This is a genomic window from Kitasatospora sp. NPDC091207, assembly GCF_044768625.1.
Lineage (GTDB): Bacteria > Actinomycetota > Actinomycetes > Streptomycetales > Streptomycetaceae > Kitasatospora.
On the sequence record NZ_JBIVVS010000002.1, the window covers coordinates 16945 to 42233 of the forward strand.

Annotated in this window: 26 protein-coding genes; 10 read left to right on the plus strand and 16 right to left on the minus strand. The window is 74.7% G+C overall.

All coding sequences use genetic code 11. The annotated features are described in order from the left end of the window. Nucleotides 1–176: 176 nt before the first annotated feature. Nucleotides 177–938 carry a PP2C family protein-serine/threonine phosphatase gene (locus ACIQTO_RS04660; RefSeq protein WP_402382823.1) on the plus strand — a complete coding sequence of 254 codons (762 nt, stop codon included), beginning with the start codon at nt 177–179 and terminating at the stop codon, nt 936–938. A gap of 91 nt (nt 939–1029) precedes the next feature. Here the strand turns inward: ACIQTO_RS04660 and ACIQTO_RS04665 are convergent, their stop codons facing one another. Both ACIQTO_RS04665 and ACIQTO_RS04670 read right to left on the minus strand, forming a co-directional pair. Beyond that, entirely contained in the window at nt 1030–3546 is a 2517-nt protein-coding gene (locus ACIQTO_RS04665; protein WP_402384213.1) for a collagenase, read from the minus strand. A 525-nt stretch (nt 3547–4071) separates the two neighbouring features. Next, on the minus strand, nt 4072–4644 hold the full coding sequence (locus ACIQTO_RS04670) for a DoxX family protein (protein ID WP_402382825.1): 573 nt from the start codon (nt 4642–4644) through the stop codon (nt 4072–4074). A gap of 221 nt (nt 4645–4865) precedes the next feature. Between ACIQTO_RS04670 and ACIQTO_RS04675 the strand changes: the two genes are divergently transcribed. Together ACIQTO_RS04675 and ACIQTO_RS04680 are read left to right on the plus strand one after the other, a co-directional pair. Next, complete coding sequence (locus ACIQTO_RS04675) at nt 4866–5462, plus strand: TIGR03086 family metal-binding protein (protein WP_402382828.1); 597 nt, start codon at nt 4866–4868, stop codon at nt 5460–5462. Between the two features lie 161 nt (nt 5463–5623). Continuing rightward, nucleotides 5624–6085 carry a hemerythrin domain-containing protein gene (locus ACIQTO_RS04680; protein WP_402382830.1) on the plus strand — a complete coding sequence of 154 codons (462 nt, stop codon included), beginning with the start codon at nt 5624–5626 and terminating at the stop codon, nt 6083–6085. A 66-nt stretch (nt 6086–6151) separates the two neighbouring features. Here the strand turns inward: ACIQTO_RS04680 and ACIQTO_RS04685 are convergent, their stop codons facing one another. From ACIQTO_RS04685 to ACIQTO_RS04720, 8 genes are all read right to left on the minus strand, one after another. Beyond that, nucleotides 6152–6940 (minus strand): VOC family protein, encoded by a 789-nt coding sequence (locus tag ACIQTO_RS04685; protein ID WP_402382833.1) that lies wholly within the window; start codon nt 6938–6940, stop codon nt 6152–6154. 317 nt (nt 6941–7257) lie between these two features. Beyond that, on the minus strand, nt 7258–8013 hold the full coding sequence (locus tag ACIQTO_RS04690) for an ATP-binding cassette domain-containing protein (protein WP_402382836.1): 756 nt from the start codon (nt 8011–8013) through the stop codon (nt 7258–7260). A gap of 4 nt (nt 8014–8017) precedes the next feature. Then, nucleotides 8018–8845, minus strand: coding sequence for a class I SAM-dependent methyltransferase (locus ACIQTO_RS04695; RefSeq protein WP_402382840.1), 828 nt, complete (start codon nt 8843–8845; stop codon nt 8018–8020). Further along, nucleotides 8842–10047 (minus strand): MFS transporter, encoded by a 1206-nt coding sequence (locus ACIQTO_RS04700; protein WP_402382843.1) that lies wholly within the window; start codon nt 10045–10047, stop codon nt 8842–8844. Before ACIQTO_RS04700 ends, ACIQTO_RS04695 begins: the two co-directional genes overlap by 4 nt. Further along, nucleotides 10044–11213 (minus strand): dipeptide epimerase, encoded by a 1170-nt coding sequence (locus tag ACIQTO_RS04705; RefSeq protein WP_402382846.1) that lies wholly within the window; start codon nt 11211–11213, stop codon nt 10044–10046. The genes ACIQTO_RS04700 and ACIQTO_RS04705 overlap by 4 nt, the downstream gene beginning before the upstream one ends. Beyond that, nucleotides 11210–12412 carry a PLP-dependent cysteine synthase family protein gene (locus ACIQTO_RS04710; RefSeq protein ID WP_402382849.1) on the minus strand — a complete coding sequence of 401 codons (1203 nt, stop codon included), beginning with the start codon at nt 12410–12412 and terminating at the stop codon, nt 11210–11212. The genes ACIQTO_RS04705 and ACIQTO_RS04710 overlap by 4 nt, the downstream gene beginning before the upstream one ends. Next, entirely contained in the window at nt 12409–13260 is an 852-nt protein-coding gene (locus ACIQTO_RS04715) for a Rossmann-like domain-containing protein (protein WP_402382851.1), read from the minus strand. The genes ACIQTO_RS04710 and ACIQTO_RS04715 overlap by 4 nt, the downstream gene beginning before the upstream one ends. Next, nucleotides 13257–14597: an ATP-grasp domain-containing protein gene (locus ACIQTO_RS04720; RefSeq protein WP_402382854.1), complete on the minus strand. Its 1341-nt coding sequence runs from the start codon at nt 14595–14597 to the stop codon at nt 13257–13259. Before ACIQTO_RS04720 ends, ACIQTO_RS04715 begins: the two co-directional genes overlap by 4 nt. A gap of 179 nt (nt 14598–14776) precedes the next feature. Here ACIQTO_RS04720 and ACIQTO_RS04725 point away from each other — a divergent pair, with 179 nt between their 5' ends. The 5 genes from ACIQTO_RS04725 to ACIQTO_RS04745 all read left to right on the plus strand — a co-directional run bounded on the left by ACIQTO_RS04725 (nt 14777) and on the right by ACIQTO_RS04745 (nt 19488). Beyond that, nucleotides 14777–15334 (plus strand): GNAT family N-acetyltransferase, encoded by a 558-nt coding sequence (locus ACIQTO_RS04725; protein ID WP_402382857.1) that lies wholly within the window; start codon nt 14777–14779, stop codon nt 15332–15334. 276 nt (nt 15335–15610) lie between these two features. Beyond that, entirely contained in the window at nt 15611–16276 is a 666-nt protein-coding gene (locus tag ACIQTO_RS04730; protein WP_402382860.1) for a TetR/AcrR family transcriptional regulator, read from the plus strand. Between the two features lie 135 nt (nt 16277–16411). Continuing rightward, nucleotides 16412–17932, plus strand: coding sequence for an MFS transporter (locus tag ACIQTO_RS04735; RefSeq protein ID WP_402382863.1), 1521 nt, complete (start codon nt 16412–16414; stop codon nt 17930–17932). A 398-nt stretch (nt 17933–18330) separates the two neighbouring features. Then, nucleotides 18331–18771 carry a PPOX class F420-dependent oxidoreductase gene (locus ACIQTO_RS04740; protein WP_402382866.1) on the plus strand — a complete coding sequence of 147 codons (441 nt, stop codon included), beginning with the start codon at nt 18331–18333 and terminating at the stop codon, nt 18769–18771. 117 nt (nt 18772–18888) lie between these two features. Beyond that, nucleotides 18889–19488 (plus strand): GNAT family N-acetyltransferase, encoded by a 600-nt coding sequence (locus ACIQTO_RS04745; protein WP_402382869.1) that lies wholly within the window; start codon nt 18889–18891, stop codon nt 19486–19488. A gap of 469 nt (nt 19489–19957) precedes the next feature. Here the strand turns inward: ACIQTO_RS04745 and ACIQTO_RS04750 are convergent, their stop codons facing one another. The 3 genes from ACIQTO_RS04750 to ACIQTO_RS04760 form a co-directional block, all read right to left on the minus strand. Beyond that, nucleotides 19958–20755 carry a maleylpyruvate isomerase family mycothiol-dependent enzyme gene (locus tag ACIQTO_RS04750; protein WP_402382872.1) on the minus strand — a complete coding sequence of 266 codons (798 nt, stop codon included), beginning with the start codon at nt 20753–20755 and terminating at the stop codon, nt 19958–19960. Between the two features lie 249 nt (nt 20756–21004). Beyond that, nucleotides 21005–21208, minus strand: a complete 204-nt coding sequence (locus tag ACIQTO_RS04755) for a hypothetical protein (RefSeq protein WP_402382875.1) — start codon at nt 21206–21208, stop codon at nt 21005–21007. Then, the gene (locus ACIQTO_RS04760) at nt 21205–21474 is read right to left on the minus strand and encodes a DUF1876 domain-containing protein (protein WP_402382878.1); all 270 of its coding nucleotides are present in this window, start codon (nt 21472–21474) and stop codon (nt 21205–21207) included. The genes ACIQTO_RS04755 and ACIQTO_RS04760 overlap by 4 nt, the downstream gene beginning before the upstream one ends. Nucleotides 21475–21802: 328 nt before the next feature. On the opposite strand from ACIQTO_RS04760, the gene ACIQTO_RS04765 reads away from it, so the two are divergent. Next, nucleotides 21803–22420, plus strand: a complete 618-nt coding sequence (locus tag ACIQTO_RS04765; RefSeq protein WP_402384214.1) for a hypothetical protein — start codon at nt 21803–21805, stop codon at nt 22418–22420. Between the two features lie 96 nt (nt 22421–22516). Here the strand turns inward: ACIQTO_RS04765 and ACIQTO_RS04770 are convergent, their stop codons facing one another. The 3 genes from ACIQTO_RS04770 to ACIQTO_RS04780 all read right to left on the minus strand — a co-directional run bounded on the left by ACIQTO_RS04770 (nt 22517) and on the right by ACIQTO_RS04780 (nt 24482). Continuing rightward, the gene (locus ACIQTO_RS04770; RefSeq protein WP_402382880.1) at nt 22517–23275 is read right to left on the minus strand and encodes a zf-HC2 domain-containing protein; all 759 of its coding nucleotides are present in this window, start codon (nt 23273–23275) and stop codon (nt 22517–22519) included. Next, nucleotides 23272–23829 carry a sigma-70 family RNA polymerase sigma factor gene (locus tag ACIQTO_RS04775; protein ID WP_402382883.1) on the minus strand — a complete coding sequence of 186 codons (558 nt, stop codon included), beginning with the start codon at nt 23827–23829 and terminating at the stop codon, nt 23272–23274. Before ACIQTO_RS04775 ends, ACIQTO_RS04770 begins: the two co-directional genes overlap by 4 nt. A gap of 71 nt (nt 23830–23900) precedes the next feature. Then, entirely contained in the window at nt 23901–24482 is a 582-nt protein-coding gene (locus ACIQTO_RS04780; protein ID WP_402382886.1) for a hypothetical protein, read from the minus strand. A 208-nt stretch (nt 24483–24690) separates the two neighbouring features. Here ACIQTO_RS04780 and trxA point away from each other — a divergent pair, with 208 nt between their 5' ends. After that, nucleotides 24691–25080 carry a thioredoxin gene (gene trxA, locus ACIQTO_RS04785; RefSeq protein ID WP_380573004.1) on the plus strand — a complete coding sequence of 130 codons (390 nt, stop codon included), beginning with the start codon at nt 24691–24693 and terminating at the stop codon, nt 25078–25080. Nucleotides 25081–25289 lie beyond the last annotated feature (209 nt).

Below are 25289 nucleotides of genomic sequence, written 5' to 3' on the forward strand. Positions count from 1 at the left end.
ACTCCTGGTGGATCCCGGGGCCCGGGTCCGATCGTCAAAGTTTCAACCACCTTAGCACCGGCCGCTCCCCCGGTATTCCCCAGCGCGCCCCGGGTGCCGTCCACGGCCGCACGGCGGGCGCGACAATGGGAGGAGCAAGGACGGCCGACCCGGAGTCCCGGAAGGACGGCGAGCCGATGGCCGCCTATATCGCGGTAAGTGCGCTGAGTCACGAGGGCCTGGTGCGCGAGCACAACGAGGACAGCCTGACGGTCGGACCGTGGACACTCTGCGCGACCGTGACCGGCAATCCGCAGACGCTGCTGTTCCCGACCGCCCTGCCGTGCGTGGTCGCGGTGGCGGACGGGCTCGGCGGGCACCCGGGGGGCGAGATCGCGAGCGCGCTGGTCGCCCGCCGGCTGGCCGCCCTCGGGCCCGGCCTGGACGGCGAGGAGACCGTCCGGGCGGCCCTGCAGTCCTGCAACCGGGCGGTGTACGCCGCCGCGGCCGACGATCCGGAACTCGCCGCGATGGGCACCACGGTCGCGGGCGTGCTGCTGCTCCCCGGGCAGGCCGTCACCTTCAACGTCGGCGACAGCCGGGTCTACCGGGTGGAGCGGGACGGGCTGCGCCGGGTCAGCGTGGACGACAGCCCGCCGCCCGCCCCCGGGCGCCGGACCACCTCGCTGATCACCCAGTCCCTCGGCGGCTCGCTCGGCCTGACCTTCGTCGAACCGCACGTGCGCAGCGCGCCGCTGGCGGTCGGCGACCGCTACCTGGTGTGCAGCGACGGCCTGACCGACCCGGTACCGGAGGAGGAGTTGTCCACGCTGCTGGCGCGCTCCTACGAGGACACGGAACGCGCCGACGGACGGACGGTGTTCGAGCTGTGGCAGGCGGCGATCGAGGCGGGCGGGCCGGACAACATCACGGTGGCGCTGGTCCGGATCGCCGGATGAGCGGGCAGGCGCACCCGCCGCCCACCGGCATGCGGGAGGCCCCGGCGGAGCGCCGCACGCGCTCCGCCGGGGCCTCCGGTCAACAGGGCCGTCAGAACTCGGCCTTCATGGTCACCCCGCTGAAGCCCTCCGGGGCGTAGAGGCTGGCGTACACGTAGCCGGCCGGCGGGTTGTCGATGGTGAGGGTCTCGCTGTTCCCGGCGTTGGCCGACCGGGCCGTGTAGGCGTTGGTGTACGCCCAGGCGGCGGAGTTGAAGTAGAGGTCGGCGTTGCCGCTGCCGCCGCTGCTGGTGAGCTTCAGCTGCTTCGTCCCGGCCGGGACGAACAGGTAGTAGTGGACGTAGTTGCCGGCGGTCGCCGTCCCGTTGCTGCGCACGCAGTTCCGGTCGAGCTGGCGGATGTCGGCGCCGGCGCACTCGGACCCGCCACCGCCACCGGCCGCGACGGTGACGCTCTGGCTGGTGCTCGCGGTGGCGCCCTTGTCGTCGGTCACGGTGAGCTTGACGGTGTAGCTGCCCGCCGCGGCGTACGTCTTGGCCGGGTTGGCCTCGGTGGAGGTGGTGCCGTCGCCGAAGTCCCAGGCGCGGGCGGCGATCGTGCCGTCCGAGTCGGTCGAGCCGTCGGTGAAGGTGACGGCCAGCCCGCTGGCGGCCGAGGTGAAGGCCGCCGTGGGCGCCTTGTTGCCGCCCGGGGTGGTGGTGTCGGTGGCGCAGGCGCCGGTGTTGCAGGCGGTCAGCCAGGCGTCGAAGTCGGCGTTGTAGCGGGTCCCGATGGTGGACGTCAGGTAGGTGCGGGCACCGGCCCAGTCACCGGCGCGGTACTTGGCGAGCACCGCGTCCATGTCCGAGCGGCGCTTCTCCAGCATGTAACGGACGGCCAGGTAGCCCCAGTTGTAGACCCGGGTCTGGTCGGCGTTGTCGTAGGTGGTGTCGAACAGGGTGCTCAGGCTGTAGGTGTGCAGGCCGGCGGCGGCGATCGCCGCGTCGTACGACTCCTTGCGGTACGAGTAGGAGACGTACTCGGCGAAGCCCTCGACCCACCAGACGGTCGGCGTGGTCATGCCGGCGTTGAAGTCGCCGAACATGTCGAACCGGCCGTCCAGGTAGTGCGTGTACTCGTGGTTGAGGTTCCAGATCTGGAAGTCCGGGCGCACCCACTCGGCCTCGTAGGCGAGGAAGCGCGGCTGGTTGCCGACCGTGGCCGGGTTGCCCTCCAGGTACATGCCGCCGTTGTTGGTGTTGATGCCGTAGATGCTCGCGGCGAACACCCCGTAGTCGAACCGGCCGTGGAAGACCACGACCTCGATGGTGGTGTTCTTGTCGTTGGCCACCGGGCCGCCGTCGCGGGTCACCGAGTGGAAGAACGCGTCCTGGCCGGTCAGGCTGGAGCAGGCGGTGGTCAGCTGGGTGGAGTCCAGGGCCTGCGCGATGATCTTGATGCTCGGGCTGCAGGTGTAGTTGACCGTCAGGACGGCCGCCTTGAGGCGGGTGGCGGCGTCACAGGTGCCGTAGTACGAGCAGTTGCCCTGGTCGTAGGCCTCGCCCATCTCCGCGACGGCCGCCCACTGGTAGGCGGTGGGGCCGGACGGCGTGGACTGGTCGGCCAGGCCCTTCTCCATCGGACGGACCTTGGCACGGAGCGGCTCGTACTGGAGGAAGCGGCCGAGTTCGCGGGTCGCGTTGTACACCAGGTAGCCGAAGTCGCCGCCGAGCTGGCTCTTGTTGCCGGAGGCGAAGGTGTACGCCGCGTCGAGCACGCTCGGGTCGGCCTCGACGGCCTGGACGAAGGCCGGCAGCTGGTGGCCGCGCCAGAGCACGGTGAAGACGCTGTTGAGCGCGGCGCCCATCCCGACCGGGTTGTAGGTGGCGGCGTTGTAGTCGCCCAGCAGGCGCTTGACGACCGGGATGTAGCGGGCGTTCTCCTGCGCGCTGTCGATCAGGGTGATCGCCTCGCCGAGGGTGCCGGCGTTGGCGGCGGTGACGTCACGCGAGTGGGCGCTGTTGAAGAAGGAGTCCAGGGCACTCTGGATCGCGGTCTTCAGGGGGGCGCCGTAGGTGCCGACGTCGGCCGGGTGGTACCACTGCGCGAAGTAGCCGGCCCGCAGGTAGAGCACCAGCTGAGCGGTGGAAGTGGAGTTGTCGCCCGGGTAGTTGGCGGCGGCGTCCCGCAGGGCGTACGCCACGGTCTCCATCTGGGACTCGCGGAAGGCGCCACTGGCGTCGCCGCCGGTCAGGACGAACAGGCTGTTGATACAGCCGAGTTCGGCGGCCTTGATCGCGTCGACCAGCGCGCCGCCGGAGCGACCGGTGAAGTCGCTGACGTTGCAGGCCGCGGCCATTGCGGCCGCCGACTGCTGCCCGAGGGACTTGGCCGACTTGGCCGACTTGGGCGTCGCCGAGGCGTCGTCCGTGGGCGCGGTGGCCGAGAGCGGGGCCCGGTCGTTGGCGGGCACCGACGTGTTCTTGCCGCCGTCCTCCGGGGCGGCGCCGATGCCGGGCTGCGGGGCCGGGCCCGAGGGGGTGGCGGACGTGGTTCCGCCGGGCTGCGGCGAGACCGGAGCGGGGGCGGCCTGGCCGCGCGGGGTGAACAGGCCGAGCGCCAGGAACATCGCCAGGGCGATCGTCAGCAACCTCGCCAACTGCGGCAGTCGCGACAGGGATCGTGCAGTTCTCACGTGGGGGCCTCCGGGCCTTGTTCGGCCGCGTTGGGGGAACGCGACCGCGACGGAGCGAGGACCGTTACGACATCGCCGTCAGGGCGACTAGGTCGTGTACACGGTGGGGAGTGTGACATGTACAATGGCATACATCACATGGCCTGTGAACCCCCCGGGCCCAGAACGTCTCGGCGGTGATGCACGAAAGGCCGTTGCGCCAAGGAGTTGATCTCCTTGGCGCAACGGCCTTTCGTGCATCACCATTTGACCGAACGGCAGCCATCGGCCCGCCCGAACGCTCCGACGGGAGGACGGCCGGAGAGCGGGATCGAGCCGCTCCGGCCCGGCACCCCGGCACCCGGTCACCGCGACGCGCTCGTCAACTTTCCGGCTGCCCGGGCGGTCGGACCCGACGGCGGGGCCTGACGGCCCGCCCGGCCGCGAGCCTCCTCCCACCGCGCCCCGGTCCGGGGCGGCTCACTTGCGCAGCAGCAGGATGACGCCGGCGGTCACCAGGCCCACCACGACCGCGGCCGCGCCGTACGCCAGCCGGTGCGCCCGCAGGACGGGCAGGAAGCGGTCCACGGCGTAGCGGCCGGGCCCGGTCAGGGCGAGCGCGGCGGCACCGGCGATGAGCAGCAGTTCGTACTCGCTGCCCTTGGGCGCGAAGAAGCCGCCGCCCCAGGTGACGGCGAGCGCGTTGACCATGGTGCCGAGGATGGCGGCGGCGGCCAGCGGGGTCAGCAGGCCGACGGCGAGCGCCAGGCCGCCGAAGGTCTCGGTGAGACCGGCGACCACGGCCATCGCGTCGCCGGCCGGGTAGCCGCTCATGGTGAAGAACTGACCGGTCCCGTCGAGACCGCCACCGCCGAACCAGCCGAAGAGCTTCTGGCTCCCGTGCGCGGCCATGGTCAGACCGAGGGCCAGGCGCAGCAGGAGCAGGCCGGCGTCGTAGGCGTGCGGCGACGTCGCCGCGGACTCGGGAGCGGCCCGGCCCGGGAGGACGGTGGCGGTGGTGGGGGCGGTCGTGCTCGGGCTGGTGCTCGGCATGCGCGTCTCCATCAATCGGGATCGGTCGGGGCAAAGGGATCACGGGCGATTGCGGGTGGAGCAGTCGTTCAAATTCGAACCGGCCGTCGTTCGACCGTACCTGGAAGTTCGAATTTGAACAACCAACCGAGTGCGGGGAGTGAGCGGGCGGGCACGCGGACCGGCCGGCCGGTCCGCGGCGGCCGGTCGCGAGCCGCACCGGGCGGGGGCAGGGTGGAGACATGGCTCACCACAGGGAACACCGGCGGCCGGCGCGGCCCGGCACGCCCTACGCCGAGGCACTGGCCGCGTTCGGCGAGCGCCTCCGGCTGGTCGCGCCCGACCAGTGGGACGCGCCCACGCCGTGCACCGACTGGTCGGTCCGGGACGTGGTCAACCACCTCACCGGCGAGCAGCTCTGGGTGCCCGAGCTGCTGATGGGCTCGACCGTCTCCGAGGTCGGCGGCCGCTTCGACGGCGATGTGCTCGGCAGCGCCCCGGCCGACGCCTGGACGGCCGCCGCCGGGGCCGCCCGGGCCGCGTTCGAGGTGCCCGGCGCCACCGAGCTGACCGTGCACCTCTCGTTCGGCGACGTCTCCGCCCAGTACTACCTGGACCAGCTCACCACCGACGCCGTCGTGCACACCTGGGACCTCGCCGAGGGGATCGGCCACCACACCCGGCTGCCGGCCGGCCTGGTCGACTTCGCACTCGGCGAGATGGCGGGCTACGGCGACCTCTCGGGCAGCGGGCTGTTCGACCCGCCGCTGCCGGTGCCGGACGGCGCGGGCCCGCAGACCCGGCTGCTCGCCCTCGCCGGGCGCCGCGACCTGCCGTGACGCCGAGGCCCCGGGGGCAGGACGGGCCCGGCCCCGGACCGCGGTCACCCGGAGTCGCCGCCGGCCACCCCCGGTGATCCGGCCCGGCCCGGCGGCCCGGGTGCCCGACGCCGGATACTGGAGGTGTCGGGGGGCAGCACCGGACGAGAGGCGGGCGCGCCATGAGCCGCAGGCCTGACATCCTCGGCGAGTTCACCGCCGACCACCGGGCGGCGACGGAGCTGCTCGCCCGGATCGAGGCCGCGCCGGACGGTGCGCCCGAGCGCGGCGAGCTGGTCGGCCGGCTGACCGACCTGCTGTTCACCCACTGCTCCGCCGAGGAGGAACACCTCTTCCCGGTCGTCCAGCACGATGTGCCGGACGGCGGGGCACTGGTGTTCACGAGCATCCACGCCCATCTCGCGATCGGCCAGTACCTCTCCGACCTGCAAGGGGTGAGCCCCGGGGAGCCGGCCTTCGCCACCCTGTACCGGGGGCTCGCCGACACCGTCCGCCGGCATCTGGCGGTGGAGGAGGAGCAGCTCTTCCCGGTCGCCCGGAAGGCACTGCCCGCCGCCGAACGGGCCGCGCTCGGGGAGCGGCTGCGGGCCGAACGGCAGGCGGTCGCGGAGCAGGAGCCGTAGGAGCGGGCCGGGCCCGCTCCGGCCGTGGCTGCGGGCCGGCCCTGCTGGGGCGTAGGGGCCGGCGCCTCAGCCCTTGGGGCTGATCACCGCGAAACGGCCGCCCTCCGGGTCCTGGAGGCGGGCCACCCGCCCGTACGGCGAGTCGAAGGCCGGCCCGATCGTCGAGCCGCCCAGCGCCCCGGCCCGGGCCACCGCCGCGTCGGTGTCCGGCACCGAGAACGACACCTCCCAGTGCGGTGACAGCCCGGTCGGACCACCCGCCTGCTCCCTGGCCAGGGCCGCCACACTGTGCCCCTCGGCCCGCAGCACCACCCGGTCGTGCTCCCAGCGCACCTCGAAACGCTCCGGGTCTCGGCCGTCCCAGCGGAACACCTCGCCGTAGAAGAGCGCGGCCGCGAACGGGTCCGGCGTGCGCAACTCGATCCAGACCGGCGCGCCCGGCAGGTCCAGCCGCCGGGCCCGGCCAGGCGGGCCCTCCCAGATCCCGAACACCGCACCCGCCGGGTCCGCGGCGAACGCCACCCGCCCGGCGTCGAAGGACAGGGGGCCGACCGCCAGGGTCGCGCCGCGCTCACGGACGGCGTCCGCGGCGGCGTCGGCGCTCTCCGTCCCGAAGTAGCTGGTCCACGCCACGGGCATCTGCCAACCGCTGCCGGCGACGCCCAGCCCGGCCACCGCCTCGCCACCGGCCACCGCGTGCACGTACGGGCCGAAGCGGTCCGGTCCGGGCTCGAACTCCCAGCCCAGCAACGGCCCGTAGAACGCCTTCGCCGCGTCGAGGTCGCGCGCCATCAGGCTCACCCAGCACGGAACGGCCGCCACGCAGCGCACCCTGGCGGTCTCACCGCTGCCCATCGCGCACCTCCTCGGCGCCCGGCCGCCGGGCCCCTCCCGACTCCCACGGCCTAGCGGCCGCCCGGGCGACTTCAGCCTAGGCCGACATGCCGACCCGGGCGCGGCACGGCGCGCAGAGGGCAGCGCTCGCGGCGCCCGGCGGGCGCGCGGTCACCGGCCGGGCGCGGACCGGGCGCGGACCGGACAGGCCGGGAACCGGGTGCGCCTGCGGCCCTTCTCCCGGCGGGACGGGTCCGTACCGCACTCCGGCGGGTGACGCGCCACGGGGAGCGGGCACCGCGACTCGCGCCGGACGGCCGCCCGCACCGGCGGGGCGCTCACGCCGGGCCCGCCGGCGCGGCCGGACCGGAGGCGCGACTCCGCGACGCCGGATCGGGCGGCCCCGGCAGCAGCCGGCCGCCGTCCATGGTGACGACCGAGTCCGCGAGCGCGTCGACGGCGGTCAGGTCGTGGGTGACGAGGAGCAGCGCGAGGCCGGCACCGGTCCGCAGCTCCGCGAGCCGGCCGAGGATCACCGCCCGGGTGCCGGCGTCCAGGCCGGAGGTGATCTCGTCGCACACCAGGACCGCCGGGCGGGCGATCAACGCCCGCGCCAGGGCCGCTCGTTGCAGCTCACCGCCGGAGAGCGCGGCGGGTGGGCGAGCCGCCTGGGCCGGGCCGAGGCCGAACTCGGCGAGGAGCGCGAGGGCCTCCTCGGCGGCCGCCGGCCCCCGCAGACCGCGCAGCCGGACGGCCGCCCGGGCGACCTGTCCGCCGACCGGGCGGCCGTCCGCGAAGGCCGCCCGGGCGTCCTGGAACACGTACTGCACGGCGGCGAGTTCGGCGCGGTCACGGCGTCGGACGCTGCGCGGCAGCGGCGCGCCGTCGAGCCGCAGGTCGCCCTGGTGGCGGGAGTGCAGACCGGCCAGGCAGCGGCCCAGGGTGGTCTTGCCGCTGCCCCCGAGAGGGCGCCGTCGACCAGCTCCTGCCGGTCGGCGATCAGGAAGAAGGCCAGCCGCACGCGCGGGTCGTCGAAGGGCGGCCGCGGCGGCGAGCAGGGTACGGCGGGCGAAGGGGTGGTCCGTACGGGGCATCCGGTCACGTTCGCTTTCTCGTCCGGTGGCCGGACGGGGTGGAGGAAGGGCCCTGGAGCCGGGCGACCAGGTGGATCCGGTCGTCGTCGGCGGTGTCGGCGGGCCGGTCGCCCTCGGTCCAGGGCGGCTCGGTGCGTGGGCCGGGCCGGTCGTAGAGGTCGAGGACGGTGAAGGCGTGGGCCGCGAGCAGTCGACGGAGCTCCTGCGGGAAGAGCAGCCGCCAGGCGGAGTGCTGCTCGACGGCCGGGGAGCCGTCGTCGCCGGTCCAGGTCCGGGTGCGGCGCAGGAGTTGGGCGGCGTGGTCGATCCGGAGCACGGTGTGCGAGGTGAGGGTGACGCCCTCGTGGGTGACGCTGTCGGTGCGCGGGGCGTCGAGGAGGTCGGTGCGGCCGAGGAAGAAGGCGCCGTTGCGCATCTCGGCGACCAGCAGGCCGCCCGGGCGCAGATGGCGGCGCAGCCGGCCGAAGAACGCGTCGAGGTCCTCGTTGGTGTGGCAGTGGAGGAGGGCGCTGTCCAGGCAGAGCGCCGCGTCGAACCGGCCGGGGAGGCGGAAGGTCCGCATGTCGCCGACGTGGTAGTCGGGCCCGGGGTGGTGGGTCCGGGCGTGCCGGATCATCGCCTCCGAGCTGTCGAGGCCGGTGACCGTCCGCCCGGCGGCGCGGTGCAGCCAGCCGGCGTCCCGGCCGGTGCCGCAGCCGAGGTCGAGCACCTCGGGCCCGGCGCGGTGCTCCCGGAGCACCGACTCGGCCCATCGGGCGGCGGTGAATCCCGGCTCGGGGAAGCGGAGTTCGTAGAGCTCCGGGGTGTCGGTGAGCAGGTTGTCGCCGGTCATCGGGCCTCGCTGGGCAGTGGGCGGGCGGGGGCAGGGAGTCGCCCGGCGCGGTGCAACCGGGCGAGCGCGGCGGCGGAGCCGAGGCCGAGGGCCGCGCAGAGCAGCCAGGGCGCGGCGGCGGCGCCGTCCATGGCGTGGCCGACGGCCGTGTTGCCGAGGGCGGCGGCGAGGCCGGAGACCACGTAGTACAGGCCGTAGTAGGTGCCGGTCAGACCGTCGCGGCCGAACGCGGGGATGAGTGTCAGGACGAAGGGCTGCGCGGTCATCAGACCGAGCTGGAGCAGCAGCACGCCGCCGAGGACACCGGGCAGCCCCGGGGCGGTGAGCGGGAGCAGGAAGCCGGTCGCGGCGACGGCGAGGCCGGTCGCGATCCAGCGGGCGGGCGGGCCGTACCGCTGGAGCAGGGTGGTGACCCGGAGTTGGAGGGCGAGGTTGGCGAGGGCGCTGGTGAGGAACACCAGACCGACCGCGCCCGCCCAGCCGGTGGCCCGGCGGGCGGCGTCCGGCAGCAGCAGGTAGAGCTGGCTCTCCATGCCGAACAGCCCGACCATGGCGAACGCGAAGCCCAGGAACCGCCGGTCGCCGGCCACTTCGCGCCAGTCCGCGAGCACGCCGCGCGGCGGTGCCGGGACGGCCCGCTCCGGGAGGGCGAACGCCTGCGCGACGGTGAGCAGGGCGAAGACACCGGCGGCGGTCAGCGCGGCGGCCCGGAAGTCGACCAGCAGCAGGACGGTGCCGAGCAGCGGACCGACCAGCGCGCCGGTGGTGGCGAACACGTTGAACAGCGCGAACGCCTCGGCCTTGCGGGCGGCGGCCTCGTGCGCCACATAGGTGCGCACGGCGGGATTGAACAGGGCGCCGGCCAGTCCGCTGAGCGCCGACGCGGCCAGCAGCACGGTCAGTGAGTCGCCCAGGGCGAACAGCGCGAAGCCGACGGAGCGCAGCGCGCAGCCGGCGATGATGACCCGGCGGGCACCGAGCCGGTCGGCGGCCGAGCCGCCGAGGACGAACAGGCCCTGCTGACTGAGGTTGCGCAGGCCGAGGACGGTGCCGACGGCGAGGGCGGAGAACCCGAGGTCCTGCCCGAGGTGGCCGGCGAGGTACGGGATGAGCAGGTAGAAGCCGGTGTTGACGCCGAACTGGTTGACCAGCAGCAGCCGTACGGGTTTCGGGAAGCTCCGCACGGCGCGCAGTATCGTCACCGGCCGGCCCCCGGATCCGCGGCGGCGACGGGCCGTCCGGCGGCGCGCTCTTCCGCGCCGGGCGCTTCGGCGGCGGGTGCTTCGGCGGCGGGCGCTTCGGCGGCGGGCCGCTCCTCGGCGACCGCCCCGGGCACCGGGCGGACGCCGAGCCCGGCCCGGTCCGGGGTGCGGACCACGCCGTCGGTGCCGCCGATGCCCCGCCAGGGGTCGTGGGCGAGCAGCAGGTGCCCGTCCAGGTCGATCCAGCGGGCCCGGTCGGCGAGGTGGACGGCCGGGGCGATGCCGAGCGAGCTCGCGACGAGGCAGCCGAGCATCAGCTCGGTGCCGCTGCCCCGGAGCGCGGCCTGGATGCGCAGCACCTGGTGGACCCCGCCGCACTTGGCGAGCTTCAGGTTGACCCCGTGGACGCGCCCGGCGAGCCGGCAGGCGTCCTCGTACCCGACGGCGTCCTCGTCGGCGATCACCGGGATCGGCGAACGTTCGGCGACGGCGGCGAGCGCGTCCGGGCGGCCGGGGGCGATCGGCTGCTCGACCGCCTCGACACCGGCGGCGGCGAAGGCCGGGAGGAGCCGGTGGGACTGCTCCGCGGTCCAGGCGCCGTTGGGGTCGAGCAGCAGCCGGGCCCCGGGAGCGGCCTCGCGCACGGCGTGGACGCGGGCGAGGTCGTCGGCCGGGTCGGCGGAGCCGGCCTTGACCTTGAGCACGGTGAACCCGGCGGCCGCGAGCCGGGCGGCCTGGCCGGCGGCCCGGGCGGCCGGTTCGATGCCGATGGTGCGGGCGGTGGCGGCGGCCACCGGCGCCGGCCGGCCGAGCAGTCGGTGGACGGGCTCGCCGGCCCGCTGCCCCACCAGGTCGAGCAGGGCGGCCTCGACCGCGGCCAGCACCCCGGCCGGCAACTCCTTGAACGGGGCCGCGCCGCGCCGGAGTTCGGCGAGCGCCTGGTCCGGGTCGGGGAAGCGCTCCAGCTCAGGCCGCAGCACGCCGAGTTGGCTCCGGATGAGCTCGGCCGGCAGCCGCAGGTAGCCGCTGGCGACGGCCTCGCCGTGGCCGGTGAGGCCGTCGTGGCGCACGGCGAGCCGGACGGCGTCGCGCTCGACGGTCACCGAGCGGGAGATCCGAAACGGCTCGGCGAGCCGGAGCCGTACGGTGCGGACGTCGAGCCTCATCGTCGCTCCTCGGAGAGCTGGTCGGAGTGGTGGCCGGGGAGCCGGTCGGTGGGCCGGTCGGGGCGGTGGCCCGGGCGGTGGCCGGCGGCGGCGCGCTCCACCGCGTGGTGGCCGGCACCGGGGTCCGGCCCGGTGCCGGCCGGGCCGGACCGCCCGGTGCGGCACCGCGCCCAGCCGGCGACCTCGACGGCGGCGGGGTGCGGGATCTCGATCGGGCGCGGCACGGCCCGTTCCGGCTCCAGGCCGTGCCGGTGACAGAACGCGTCGTCGTAGACGGTGCCCAGGTAGCGGTGCGGGCCGTCGGGGAACACGGTGGCGACGCAGGCCCCCGGGTCCACCCGGGCCGCCCAGGCGGCGACCAGGGCGACGGCTCCGGTGCTCCAGCCGCCGCTGACGAACGCGCCGCGGGCCAACCGCCGGCAGGCGTCGACCGCCTCGGCCGGGCCGACCCAGTGGATCTCGTCGAAGGCCTGGTGGGCGACGTTGCGCGGGTGGATCGAGCTGCCGAGCCCGCGCATCAGCCGCGGCCGGGCGGGCTGGCCGAAGATGGTCGAGCCGACCGAGTCGACGCCGATGATCCGCAGGGCCGGCCAGCGGCGGCGGAGCGGTTCGGCGAGCCCGGCACTGTGCCCGCCGGTGCCGACACTGCAGACCAGCACGTCCAGGTGGTCGAGTTCGGCGGTGATCTCCTGGGCCATCGCCCGGTAACCGGCCGCGTTGTCGGGGTTGTTGTACTGGTCCGGCCAGTAGGCGCCGGGGAGTTGGCCGAGCAGGGTGCGCAGCCGGGCCAGGCGGGCGGCCTGCCAGCCGCCGTGCCGGGCCGGCCGGTCGACGAGCTCCAGCCGGGCGCCGTAGGAGCGGAGCAACTGGCGCATGGACGGCTCGAGTTCGGCGTCGCCGACCAGGACGACGGGGTGGCCGAGCGCCTGCCCGGCGAAGGCGAGGCCGATACCGAAAGTGCCCGAGGTGGACTCCACCACCGTGGCTCCGGGCCGGAGTTCACCCCGCTCCTGGGCGCCGCGGAGCATCGCGACGGCGGAGCGGGCCTTCATCCCGCCGGCGCCGAGCCCCTCCAGCTTGGCCCAGAAGCCGGGGTGCGGGTGCGGCAGCGGGGTGCCGATCCGGGCGAGCGGGGTGCGGCCGAGCAGGGGCAGCAGATCGGGGTTGCCGAGAGCCGCGGGGGCGAGCAGCGCGGTCACCGGGCGCCACCGCCCGGCCGGCCTCCGTACAGATGGAGCCGGCTGGGGCCGCCGTCGAGCCAGAAGAAGGGGTAGGGCTCGGCGCTGACGGCACTCACGCCGTCGCCGAGCAGCCGGGGCAGGACGGCGCTGCCGGTCTGGGCGAAGAGCACCAGTGGCTTGCCGGTGGCACGGGCGTGGGCGAGCAGCGGGTCGAGCGTGCCGTTGCCGAGGGTCATGCCGGAGGCGAGGATCGCGTCGCAGTCGTCGAGCCGGGCGAGGGCGTCGGCGTGGACCGGCTCGCCCCACTCCGTGGCGCCTCCCTTGAGGTCACACGCCAGGTACCCCATGCCGAGCGAACGGAGCTGCTCCAGCAGGGAGTTGACCACGCCGACGACGAGCACCCGGCGGACCGTCCCGGCCGGGAGCAGCCCGGCGACGGCCCGCGCCCGGGCCCGGGACTTCTCCAGCGAGCCCCCGGCCGGGACGGTCACCGGGCGCGCGCCGTGGGCCGGGGCGTGCGGGCGGCAGTGCATCAGGTAGGCGTCGAGCGCGGCGACCCGGACCGGCGTGAGCGGGTGGTCGAGCAGCTCGGCGACGCGGGCGCCGACACAGTCGGTGAGCGCGTCGGCGGGCAGCTCGCCGGGTTCGACGGCGCAGGAGCCGACGGCCGCGCCGAGGCGCAGGCTCAGCACCTCGTTGCGGTAGCCGCGGGCGCGTCCGGGGTGCCGCACGGCCTGGACGGTGGTGAAGGCGAGGGCGATCCGCTGCCCGGCCGGGTCGGGCCCGTACGCGCCGGCGCGGGCGTGCCCGGCGATCCGGTCCAGCTCGGTGGCGGGGAGGACGGCACCGGGGAGGGCGGCGGTCACGCGGGCACCGCCGCGGTCCCGGCCGGCGCGTCGGGCAGGGCCGGCACAGCGGGCACGCCAGGCACGCCAGGCGGGCCGTCAACGGCATAGCGCGGGGCCAGCGCGGCGAGCAGCCGCTCGGCCTCCCGGCGGGCACCGGCACCGGCGGTGTCGGTGGTCATCACATGGCCGAGGTACTCGTTGTTGCTGGTGGCGGGCCGGACGTCGCGGCCGGGACCGGCGAGGGTCAGCTCGACCACGGCGGGTTCACGCCGGACGGCCGGCTCGCCGTCGAAGCCCTCCAGCACGCCGTCCTGCCCCTCCCCCGGGACCAGGAAGGCGATCGCGGCGCTGCTGACGCCGGTGGGGTGGACGGCCAGGTCCGGCCGGCGGCCCAGCGCGACGTCCACGCAGGCGGCGGCGAGGTCCACGCCGGTGACCCGGCGGACCAGCTCGGTGATCCGATTGCCGGCCGGGCGCGGATTGACCTCCACCACCCGGGGCCCGGCCGGCGTCAGCTTGATCTCGGTGTGCGCGACGACCTGGTCCAGGCCGAGCGCGGCCAGCGCCGCGACGGCGGTGTCGGCGGCGGCGGCCGCGGCGGCGGGGTCCAGCGCGGCGGGGAACATGTGGCCGGTCTCGATGAAGGCGGGCGCGCCGCCGACGCTCTTGTCGGTGATCCCGACGACGTGGACCGCACCGTCGGCCGACACCGTCTCCACGCTGACCTCGGGGCCGGTCAGCAGCTCCTCCAGCAGGATGACGGGGGCCCGGCGCTGGCCGCGGGCGTTCACCGGAAAGGCCTCCAACGCCCGCAGCGCGGAGTCGAGTTCACCCGCCTCGTGGACCGCGCGGACGAACATCCCGGCGCAGAGGTCCACCGGTTTGACCACCAGCGGGTAGCCGAGCGCCCGGGCGGCGGCCGACGCCTGCTCACGGTCGGCGCAGAGCGCGTACGCGGGCCCGGGGACGCCGGCCCCGGCCAGCGCGCGGCGGGTGAGGTCCTTGCGGCAGGCGGCCGTGACGGCGTCCGGGGCCGGTCCGGGCAGCCCGAGCCGCTCGGCCACCCGGGCGACCAGCGGCAGGTAGTAGTCGCAGGAGGAGACCACCCCGTCGAAGCCGAGTACGCCGTGCAGTCGCTCGACGTACGGGAGCAGGGTGGCCGGATCGTTGGTGTCGGCGGTGAGCACGTTCGCCGCGGCGAGCAGCGGGTGCGGGCCGTCGGCGGGTGCCGCCCGCAGGTAGTGGTGCAGGTCGCGGGTGAGGAAGGTGAAGCGGTGGCCGCCCTCCCCCAGCGCCCTGGGCAGCAGCCTGCCCATGGAGCCGACCCAGCTTTCGATCACCAGCAGATGCGCCATGGATCTCCCTCTCGACGACGGGTGCGGCAAGCCGGTCCGACGTGCCGAGGGAGAAGGTAACGGCATTCGTTTTCATTTTCAACACGCTGACACCGGCCCCCCGGCGGGGCCTCAGATGAAACTCGTTTTCATGTAGGGTGACGGGAACCCACTCCCGATCCGACCCGTGGAGTCATCTGATGGATCGTCAGGATGCCTATGAGATCAGGCATGCCCGGCCCGAGGACGTACCCGGTGCGCGCCGGCTGATCCTGGACACGTTCTACCGCGAGTTCGGCTACGGCTACGTCCCCGCCTGGCACGCCGACGTGGTCGACCTCCAGGGCCACTACCTCGACCACCCCCGGCACGCCCTGCTGGTCGCCACCCGTCGCGGCGAGGTGGTCGCCACCACCGCACTGCACTCCAGCGGGCCCGCCCACCCCCCGCATCCGCGCGACCTGGTCGAGCGCTACCCCTGCGGGACCACCGCCCAACTGGTCCGGGTCTACGTCCGGGCCGAGCACCGCCGGCACGGCCTGGCCCGCGAGCTGGTACGCCGGGCCTGCGAGTTCGCCGCGGACGAGGGCGGCTACCGGCGGCTCTACCTGCACACCAACGCGGCGGTCCCCGGCGCCGAGTCGTTCTGGCGCAGCCTCGCCGAGGAGGTCTACGACGCCCGGCCGAGCGGCGAGCACGGGCCCGGCGTCGCCACCGTCCACTTCGAGATCCCGCTGCGCCGCCCGGCGGCGGTCTGACCGGCCGGGCGCTCCACCGGCCGACCGGCCGATCACCCGACCGCTCGCCCGACCGCTCGCCCGACCTTTCGCCCGAGCGACGAGCCCCGGACCGGGCGCGCACCCCACCCCGACGAACCCCCGCCCCGACGCACCTCCACCCCCGCCGGAAGGCCCGCGCACGCGATGTGAGGCAGGTCACACGAGAAGGGGAATTTCCGGGGACGGAATCCCCGTTTGCTCCTTCGTAGGCCTAAGCGGGGAGAGTTTCCCCGCTCCCCTGGGAGGAGCAGAGCAGTGAGCAGCAGCACCGCCGCACCGGCCCGCAGCACGGAGTCCGTCCGTACGCCGAAGCTGCGCGCGGACGCGACGCGTAACCGTGAGCGGATCCTGCTGGCGGCGCGGGACGTCCTCGTCGAGCACGGCGCGGACGCGCCGCTGGACGAGATCGCCAAGCGGGCCGGCGTCGGCAACGCCACGCTGTACCGGAACTTCCCGGACCGCTCGGCGCTGATCCGCGAGGTGGCACTGCTCATCAAGGGCCGTATCCTGGCCATCGCCGAATCGGCGACGGCGGAGGGTTCCGGCCCGTTCGACGCCCTCCAGCGCTTCACCCACGGCACGGTGGAGGAGAAGATCGGCGCGCTCTGCCCGCTCCTCACCAACCAGGTCGACCCCTTCGACCCGGAGCTCGTGGACGCCCGTGAGCGGCTGCAGGCCGCCGTCGGCGACCTCATGACGCGCGCCAAGGAGGCCGGCGAGCTGCGGGCGGACGTCGACCCCGGTGACCTGTTCATCGCGATGAGCCAGCTCGCCCGGCCCCTGCCGGGCACCTCCTGCGGACTCCTCGACGAGTTCGTCCACCGCCACCTGCAGCTGTTCCTGGACGGCCTGCGGGCGCCCGCCCGATCGATCCTGCCCGGCCGGGCCGCGACCTTCGAGGACTTCCACCCCGACCACTGACCTTCACAGCCCCAGCGCTGACCGGCGGCCCCGCCGGTCCACGGCCGCACCGGCGGTCGCGGCCGGCCATGCCCGCCCCGCACCACCGACCGACTCCTGATCCGCACGCACCGCACCCCCGAAGTGAGTACCTCCATGCCAAAAACCGATGCCCTGCCGGCGACCCAGCCCGATCCGCGGCGCTGGAAGGCCCTGATATTCGTCGGCCTCGCCCAGCTGATGGTCGTCCTCGACGCCACCATCGTGAACATCGCCCTGCCGTCGGCCCAGAAGGACCTCGGCATCACCGACGGCAACCGCCAGTGGGTGATCACCGCCTACGCGCTGGCCTTCGGTGGCCTGCTGCTGTTCGGCGGCCGGATCGCCGACCTGTGGGGCCGCAAGCGGACCTTCGTGGTCGGCCTCACCGGCTTCGCCCTCGCCTCCGCGCTGGGCGGCGCCGCCGCCAACACCACCATGCTGCTCGGCGCCCGCGCCCTGCAGGGCGTGTTCGGCGCACTGCTCGCACCGGCCGCGCTCTCGCTGCTGGCCGTGATGTTCACCGAGGCCAAGGAGCGCGCCAAGGCGTTCGGCATCTACGGCGCCATCGCCGGTGGTGGCGGCGCGATCGGCCTGATCCTCGGCGGCCTGCTCACCGAGTACATGAACTGGCGCTGGACCTTCTTCGTCAACATCCCGTTCGCCGTGGTCGCCGCCGTCGGCGCCGTCATGGTGATCCGGGAGCCCGCCCAGGGCCGCAACCGCAACCGTCTGGACATCCCCGGCGTCCTGCTGGTCACCACCGGCCTGGTCGCCCTGGTCTACGCCTTCACCCGCGCCGAGTCGGACGGCTGGACCTCCGGGATCACGCTGGGCCTGTTCGTCGCCGCCGCCGTGCTGCTGGCCGCGTTCGCCCTGGTCGAGATGAAGGTCAAGGCCCCGCTGCTGCCGCTGCGGGTCGTCCTGGACCGCAACCGCGGCGGGGTCTACCTGTCGCTCGGCCTGGCCGTGATCGGCATGTTCGGTCTGTTCCTGTTCCTGACCTACTACCTACAGATCGTGCTCGGCTACAGCCCGGTGCTGACCGGCGTCGCCTTCCTGCCGATGGTGGCGGGCATGATCACCGGCTCGACCCAGATCGGCGCCCGGCTGATGACCCGCGTGCCGGCGCGCTACCTGATGGCCCCCGGCTTCCTGGTCGCCTCGGTCGGCATGCTGATCCTCACCCAGATCGACCTGGACACCTCGTACCCGGCGCTGATCCTGCCCGGCCTGATCCTGATGGGCCTCGGCATGGGCACCGCGTTCATGCCCGCGATGAGCCTGGCCACGCACGGTGTCGAGCCGCGTGACGCGGGTGTGGCGTCCGCGATGGTCAACACCTCGCAGCAGGTCGGCGGCGCCATCGGCACCGCGCTGCTGAACACCATCGCGGCCAGCGCCACGGCGACCTGGCTGGCCTCCCACGCGGCCGCCGCGACCAGCCCGGCCGCCGCTCAGGCGGTGCAGTTCCAGGGCATGGTGCAGGGCTTCTCGACCGCGATCTGGTGGTCCTTCGGCATCCTGGTCGCGGCCGCCGCGATCGCCTTCGTCCTGATCAACGCCGGCCGCCCCGACCAGGCGGCGACGGGCTCGGGCGCGACGGAGAGCAACGAGGTGCCGGTGCTGGTGCACTGACCCCGCGGGGTACACACAAAGGGTGCGTGGCGGCCCGTCCGGTGTTTCGACACCGGGCGGGCCGCTCGCCGTTTCCGGGCCGGCCGGCCGCCCCCGACGTCCCTTGGCGCCGCACCGGAGACGGGGGCCTCGCGCCGCCGGCGGCGACGACCACCTCGTCGCCACGAGCGGCCCCGCCCCCTCGAACTACCGGCCCCGGTGGACGAGAATGGGGTCGCCCGCCCGGTCGGCGCGCTCGCCCGCGTCCGTGCCGGACTCTCCCGCGCACCGCACGAGCGAGGGTGCCCGGATCCCCCGGCCCACCGCCGAGGAGCACCACGAGATCACCGGCGGCCGACGGCCGACGGCCCCGCGACAGCGGCCCGCGGCCCCGCCCGGCCCTGGACAGGGAGGACATCGTGCACGACCGTACCGACCGGCTCGCCGACGCCCGGCACCTCCTGCTCACCACCTTCGACGAGGACGGCAACCGACTGCGCTCGACGATCTGGGTGGTGGCCGACGGCACGGCCCTCGGCATCTGGACCCCGGCCCACTCCGGCGAGGCCGAGCGCATCCGCCGCCACCCCGGGGTGCTGGTCGGCCCGTGCGACGCCCACGGGCGCCCGACCGGCCGCCAGCTCCCCGCCCGCGCGGCGCTCTGCGACGAGGACGCCACGGCGCGCTACCGCACCTCGCTGATCAACAAGTACGGCATGACGGCCCTGATCGCCCTGGCCCGCAGCCGGTTCCGGCTCGGCCTGTCGGGGACGGTCGGCATCCGGATCACGCTCAACCGGTGGGAGCGGCGGCTGATCGGGCCGGAGTGGCAGCTGCCGACGACGTACTGCCCGAACTAGGACGGGACCGCGCCGGTTCGCCGGGTTCGGACGGGTGCCGCGCCAACTCGGCGCACGGCGCGGCGCCGGCCGGACCGATGGGTGCGACCGCGCGGGGGCACCGAGTAGCGTCGCCGCATGCCGTCGACTCCCGTCCCGACCGTTCTCCAGGGCCGTCATGTGCGCCTCGAACCACTGGCTCTGCACCACGTCCCGGACCTCTTCGAGGCAGGCGGCCGCGACGAGGAGGTCTGGCGCTGGCTGAGCGCGTCCGCCCCGGACAGTGAAGCGGAACTGCGCCGGATCGTGTCCGGGCGCCTGAAGGACGTCGACGCGGGCCGGCGGGTCGCCTTCGCCGTGCTGCACCGGGGCCAGGGCCGTGCGATCGGGACGACGAACCTGCACAGCTGGCACCCTACGGAAGGCCGCGTCGAGATCGGCGGCACCTGGTTCGGGAGGCGGTGGTGGCGTACCGCGGTGAACACCGAGACCAAGCTGCTGGCGTTGACCCACGTCTTCGACACGCTCGGGTTCACGACGGTCGCGTGGCGCATCGACGTGGACAACATCCGCTCACGGGAAGCGATTGTACGGATCGGCGCCCACCCGCGGGAGCGCCGGCCAGGGGCTCTGCTCAAGGCGGACGGGACTCGGCGCGATCTTCTCGTCCACACCATGGAGCGAGCCGACTGGGCGGCGGCGAAGGCCCGGCTCGTCGACCGCCTCGCCACGGGCTAGGGCCCCGGTCGTCCGTCCCGGCGGGTGCCCTTCTCGCCGCGGACGCGGGCGCGCCCGCTCAGCCGGGCGGCCAGGACGTCGTCGGGCAGCCAGGACGTCGGGGTGGCGGCCGACGGTGGCCCGGTCCGCCCTGCCCCGCGGGGGTCGGAGGCCGAGCGGACCCGGTCCGCGAAGCGGCGACGCCCTCGCTTCCGGCGATCGCTGCGTTCGCCGTGCCGCGGGCGGACTTCGGCTTCTTCGAGCTGGGCCGGCGGCCGACCGCGGCGTTGTCCGTCCCGGACCGGCTCCGCTTCCGGGGGGAAGCGACCGGGCGCTCTCTTCACCATCCGGGCCTGCTCGCGCCGGCGCCGGGCGGGCGGCAGGCGGTGCCGCAGTTCCTCGCGGACCTCGACCAGGGCATGCCGCAGGCCGGTGGCGGCGGCCTGGCCGACGACGCCGGCGGCGCGGCCAACCGCCCCCCGCTCCGTCCTTACTCCTCCGGCTCCCAGGCGCGGAGCAGGTCGAGCAGCCCTGCGTCTCCGTCAACGTGCAGGGAGTCGGCACGGATACGGTCGTACAAGTAGAGGACCAACTCACTGGCCGTGCCATGGATGGAGACGCCGGCTGCGTCCGAGTCCTCGCCGGTTGCGGCAGTGGGCGCGGGGATGCGGGTGGAGCGTGCGCCGTCGCCGTCGACCGTGAGGCGCCAGGAGAGGCCCTCGACGGTGTGGAAGTCGAACGCCGTGGGCTTGTGCGGCCAGGCGCTGGACGTCGCGACGCAGGTGAACAGGAACTCCTCGACACCGTCGAGGGCGACCCCGGCCGGCAGCGGCTGCGGGGCGCCCGCGGCGAGCCGGGCGTCATAGGTGTGCACCGCGCTCTCCTGGACCCGGTGCCGGGCGACTCCGCCGGAGGTCCGCGGCGTCTGCAGGGCACTCCACCACGCCCAGCAGCCGGCGTCCGGTCCTGCCTCGCGCAGGGCGCTCAGCAGCAACTGCGTCGACGCGGCCAGCCAGGCCAGCAGGACCTCACGCTCCCGCGGCACCTCCAGAGCGGCGCGCGCGGCGGCGGCCTCGGCCGGGGGAGCGTCGGCAGGCCCCGCGCCGACGATGGCGGCCCAGAAACGGTCTCCCCCACCCAGGTGCTTCACCAGATCGAACAGCGTCCACCCGGGGCAGGTCGGCACCTGCACGTCGAGACTGGGCGCGGCGGCGACCGCGGCGCGGAAGGCGGTCGACCGTTCGTCGATCAGGCGCAGGAGGTCAGGAAACTCAAGATTCTTTTCCACGCCGGATGTCTATCACCGTGCTCCGGTGATCGGACAGCGATTTTCACGGTCGCCGCCGGTGAGCCATTGCGGCCGTCCTCGCCTCCCACCGCGCCGCCCACCGCCCACCTGAATCAACGGCATCGCCGCGAAGCGGTCCAGGACCTCCTCGATCCGGTCGGGCCTCGCGTCGCGGCCGTGGTCCGGGACTCCTTCCACCGGGCGCGGGTCCGGTTTCCGCGCACCGGACCCACCTCCGCCCGGCCGCGCTCAGGTCACGTCGCCCGGGGCCTTGGCGAGGTCGCCCGGCTCGCAGGCCTCCCGGCCGGTCCCGACGTGCACCACCCGCACCGCACGGCCGGGACCGCCGGGGACGACCTGCTGCTCGTGCCCGCACCGCGGGCAGATCAGCGGGATGCGCGTCCTGCGGGGTTCCTCGGCGGCGGGCCCGCCGCCGGCGTCCGGCGCCGTCACGACAGCGGGTGGGTCGGGACCGGGCTGACCTCCTGGATCTCGCCGTGGGCCTTGGTGAGAAGCTGCGAGGCGAGATCGTTGAGCGCCCGGGCGGCGGCGATCTCCTCGCCGACGCGCAGCTGCTCCGGATCCGACGGGTGGCGGCTGGTGTAGCCGTGGGCGCGGATCTCCGATCCGTCGCCGAGCCTCAGCAGGGCGGCGGCGGCCGTCCGCGCCCCCTCCTCGCGGAACTCCATCTCGATGTGCCAACCGACGAGTGTCTGCATGGCGGATCACCTCCGGGGATTCCTCCTCCAGGGTGCGCCGCCCCCGCCGCGAACACCAGACGAGGCGGCTCCGGGCAGGCTTGAACACGTTCAATTGAGCGGCGTACAGTCACGGGCGCAAGAGTTTGAACGCGTCCAAGGAGAGGTGCGGCCGTCATGGGGAAAGGCACCCGGACCTGGTCGACCTGCTCGTCCTGCTCGGCATGGGCGCCGTGATCCCCCTCGGTCCGACCCTGATCGACGAACCCGGGCCGGCCCGGGTCGGCACGGCCCGGGTCAAGGGGAGCGGGACCGGCCGCCGATCCGGCAGACTCCCCCGGTGATCGAGATGCAGCCCGTCCTGGAGACTCCCGGCCGCGACGCCTTCGCCCTCTGGCCCGTCGGCGACTACCTGCCGTACGGCTTCCTCGCGCTGAACGCCACGATGAGCCCGGCGGACGTCGGTACGGCGGTGATGCACATCGCGGACCACAACGAGGTCGAACCCGGCGCCGACGAACGGTCGGCCCGGCCCGCCGATCCGGTCGGCGACTTCCTGCGCGGGCTGCTGACCTCGGAGTACCCGGCCGCTCCCGGCGGCTTCCGGGTGGCAGACCCCGCCACCGGCACCACGCTGCTCCCGGGCTGCTGCAACGGCCTGGAGGAGTGGCACGACTGGTTCGAGGTGCTGGACGGCGAGGGCGTGGTCCACTTCGGCCACAGCCCCACCCCGGAGGCCCGACGTGAGGGCACGACGGTGCGGTTGACGCCCGACACCTCCGCCGGGGACGGTCCCGCCATCGAACTGCCGCTCGCCGAGCTGCGCCGCCTCGTGGCCGGGGCGGAGCGCGACCTCACCGGCTTCCTGCGGCTGGCCGACGCCTGGGCCGCGCGGCAACTCCCCGACCGCCGCGCGCCGCTGGCGGCCGCCCTCGCCCGCGCGCTGGGCCTGGCCGAGGAGCCGTAGGGCTTTACGGCCCCGGAGCTGTCGGGCGCACGGCCCGGAGCCGCGAGCGGCCACCCCGCCCGCGCCCGCGGCGCGGGCCCCGCACCCCCGCCCCGCTCAGGCCGGGTGCACCGGGACGGTGACCAGGACGGTTGCGCCGTCCAGCGTGCGGATCTCGAAGTGGTCGATGTCGGTGGGCCGGAGGCCCGTGCCACCGCTGGTCCGCAGCGCCGCCGGCCCGGCGCCGGTCGGCCCGTAACCGGCGGCCGGGACGCTCCAGGTGGTCACCGTCTGACGCTCGCCGGTGTGCGAGACCGCGACCAGGTCACAGCTCAACGGGCCCCGGACGTTGGAGAGTTCGAGGCTGACCTGGCTGCCCCACCCCTTGCCGTCGACGCCGACGACGGCATGGGCGCCGGTGGTCGGGTCGGTGGCGGCGAACTGCTGGGAGGCGACGGCGACCACGCCGGGCGCGGAGTCCGCCGTCACCACGGCGACGGTGACGGCCGGGCCGGCCACCACCATGACCGCCGCGACCGCGACCAGGACCAGCCGCCGGACCCTCCCCCGGCGACGGCCGGCCGAGACCTCGGCGACCAGCCGCCCCAGCAGCTCGGCGTCCGGCCGGGGCGCCGGCCCGGCCGGATCGATCCCGGCGGCCTCGGCGGAGGCCGCGTACTCGGCCAGCATCGGCTCCATGAAGCCGAGTTCGTCCACTGCGCGGGCGCACCGCGGGCAGTCGGCCAGGTGCGCCGCGAAGGCGACGCGCTCGGCCGGGTCGAGCAGGCCGAGGACATGGGCACCGACGTCGAGGTGCTCGCCGCCGGGGGCGCGGTCCTGCTCGGGGCCGGTCGGTCCGGGCTCGGACGATGTCACGATGTCACTCCCCGTTCCTCCAGCGCGAGCTTGAGCGAGCGCAGTGCGTAGAAGACCCGCGACCGTACGGTACCGGCCGGGATGCCGAGTTCGGCGGCCGCCTCGTTCACCGTGCGGCTCTTGAAGTAGGTTTCCACGATGACCTGCCGATGTGCCTCCGAGAGGTCCCCGAGCGCCTCCGAGATGGTCATCAACCGCAGCGCGCGGTCGAGTTCGTCCGCCGCGGGCAGCAGCTCCAGCGGCGCCGGGTCCACCTCGCGCGGCCGGGCCAGGCTGCTGCGGTGACCGTCGATGACGATCCGTCGCGCGACCGTCACCAGCCACGGCCGCAGCGAGCCGCCGGCCGGGTCCAGCCGGTCGATGTTGCGCCAGGCCCGGACCAGCGTCTCCTGCACCACGTCCTCGGCGCGCTGCCGGTCGCCCGCGACCAGGTGGAGGACGAAGCCGAGGAGCGGCCCCGCGTGCTCGTGGTACAGGGCGCGCATCAGCTCTTCGTCCGGGGCTGCGCCGCCGCCGCGGGCGGCCGCACCGCCACCGCGGCGCTCGTCGGTCACGACGTCATTTTCGCGCACCCGCACCTCCGGGTCGAGGGCTCACATCCGGTCCGGACCGTCGTCGGGGCGGGTCAGTAGCCACCGCCGGGGGTGGCGGGCGCACTCGGCGTGGAACTCGCGACGCCCGCCTTGCCACCGGCCGGGGTCAGCGCGAACCAGGTGCCGCCGACACCCTGACCCTTGGTGTCACCGGGCTGCTTGTCGGGCGCGTAGCGGTAGGCCGGCCAGCCGTTCAGGGTGATCTGCTTGCTGCCGTCGGCCCGGGTGACGGTGCCGACCAGCTTGCTGTCGATGCCCTTGACGGTGACCGAGCCGCCGGCCGGGACGGGTGGCCAGAGCGAGGCGCAGTTGCCGTTGCAATGGGACATCGGGGGCTGCGCGGTGTCCTGGTCGAAGCGGTAGAGGGTGAACCCGGCACCGTCGGTCACGATGGTGCCGAGCTTGGGATCGGTGGCCGTGTTCAGGGTGGCGGGGGCCGCGCTGCCGGAGCCGCCCGGCGTCGCGGGTGCGGTCGAGGCCGCGCCGGAGCCGGCGGGCGTGGAGGACGCCGTGCCGCCGGAACCGGACGACCCGCAGCCGGCCACCAGGGCCGCCACGGCGATCCCGGACGCGGCGAGCACGGCGATCCGGTTGGTACGACTGTTGCTGCGCATAGGTGCTTCTCCCCCGCTGGACGCGCACGGCCGCTCGGACGCGGGCCGCGCTGTTCGTACCGCGCTGGCGCGGACACCCACCTGTACGGGTACCGGCGGCGGGGTGCTCAACGCGCGGCCGGGAATCCTCGGAATAGTGCGCGGGTGGTCGGGGTTGTGCCGGGCAGATGGCCTGAGCCGCCACCCCCGGAAGGGCAGGAACCGCGAGATGAGCAACACGGTCGAGCTGACCAAGGAGAACTTCGACGACATCGTCCCTGGCCAGGATGGCAAGGACTTCGTCTTCATCGACTTCTGGGCGGCCTGGTGCGGCCCGTGCCGGCAGTTCGCCCCGGTGTACGAGAAGGCGGCCGAGCGTCACTCGGACCTGGTCTTCGCCAAGGTCGACACCGAGGCGCAGCAGGAGCTGGCCGCCGCCTTCGGCATCCAGTCGATCCCGACGCTGGCGATCATCCGTGAGGGTGTGCTGGTCTTCTCGCAGGCGGGTGCGCTGCCGGAGGCGGTCTTCGAGGACCTGATCGGGCAGGCGCGCAAGCTGGACATGGACGAGGTGAAGCGCAAGGTGGCGGCGGAGCAGAACGGCGGCCACGAGGCCTGACCGGTCGGCGGCGGTCCGGGGCGCCGGGAAGACCCGGCGACGCGAACGGCCCCACGCGGTGCGAACGGCCAGGGCGTTTCCGGCCGGCCCGCCGCGCGGTGCGGATGGTCTCTCGACGGCAGGCGGTAGGCCCGGGTGGCAGGTGCCCCCGGGCCCGTCGGCGTTTCCGGCGCGCCCGGACCGCGGGCCCGCCGCCGGTCCGGGCCGGC